The following is a 1,220-nucleotide window of genomic DNA, read 5'->3' as shown; positions in this document are numbered from 1 at the left end:
CAGAGTTTTTGGCGTTTCTCTTCCAAGGCTCGTTCGGCGGCGCGAAAAACTTCCATGTCCTGGGCTGTGGCCAGGCGGTAGAACTTCCCCGCACGACTCGGATAGTGCAGAACCACGGCCACCATGCGCTGGCCGGCCTTTCCTTCCTGAAAAAGTTTGCGGGTGGTGTCGTCGTCAATGGTGGCCCCGCACACCGGACAACGCACCCGGGCCCTGGAAACAGTCCCTTCCTCAGGATCAAAGTCGATGGCTTTTCCCTCCACGATCTCGAAGTCCACCCAGGGTTTGGCCCCCTCACCCAGACCCTCTCCCCGGTGGGGAGAGGGAAAGTCTGAAGGCCCCTCACCCTTAACCTCTCCCCAGTGGGGAGATGGAAAAGGAGACTCACCCTGGCCCTCTCCCCTGGGAACGGGAAAAGGAGGCCCCTCAACCTGACCCTCTCCTCGAGGGAGGAGGAAAGGGGATCCCTCAGCCTGGCCCTCTCCCCAGAGGGGAGAGGGGACAGAGGGTGAGGGGAAAGAAGGTTTGCGAGGGATCATGCGCAGGGCTATGCGGCGATTGGCTTTTTTCGCGAGCCAGGTTTGGCGCATGAGGGGGATTTCTGCGCCGCAGGCCGGGTTCTGGCAGGGAATGGTGCGGGCCCAGATGTAGCCCACGGGAATCGCTCCGTCCTTATCGGGCGGATAAAACTGGGCCAGTTCCTTGCGCGCTTCCTCCAAAACCCATTGGCCCCATTTGCGCACGGCCTCAAGAAGCTCCTTTCCGTAGCGTTGGGGGTACTCCAAAACGCATTTCAGGATGAGTACGGCCACGGGGCTGTAGTCAAGGGCGTAGGTCTCGCATCCCAAGCGCAATGCTTCTAGAGGAATGGCCCCGCCACCGGCGAAAGGATCGAGAACTTTGGGCGGCCTTCCGCCATGGGCATTTCGGATGAGCTCCCGAAGCTCTTCCAACACTTTCCTGTTCGCCTCGTTGTTTTGGGAGACAAATTCCCAGGGAGCAATGTTTTTCACGCGTTCCAGAAGTTTCTCGCGTTCCTTTTGGTCTTTAGGAGCGGGGACCAAGGCGGCGAAGGCGGTGGTGCGGGAGGCCGCCAGCGGCCGGCGGGCCCACCAAATGTGCAACGTGGAAATATGGCCCTGCCGAATGTTCTTCTCCCGCCGGGATTCCTTTGAGACCTCGGCGATGGGGAATGCCTCTTCAATAAGCCGCCGCTCCAT

The 1,220-nt window shown here is 60.4% G+C and carries 1 protein-coding gene; it reads right to left on the bottom strand.

Going from position 1 to position 1,220, the window contains the following annotated elements; all coding sequences use genetic code 11:
- Positions 1–1,220 (bottom strand): DUF1156 domain-containing protein (locus H5T41_11220; protein MBC7109328.1); only part of this gene is annotated, 1,220 nt, incomplete at its 3' end.

This window comes from Methanomassiliicoccales archaeon (assembly GCA_014361295.1).
GTDB lineage: Archaea > Thermoplasmatota > Thermoplasmata > Methanomassiliicoccales > JACIVX01 > JACIVX01.
This window is presented reverse-complemented; position numbering and strand designations above follow the sequence as displayed.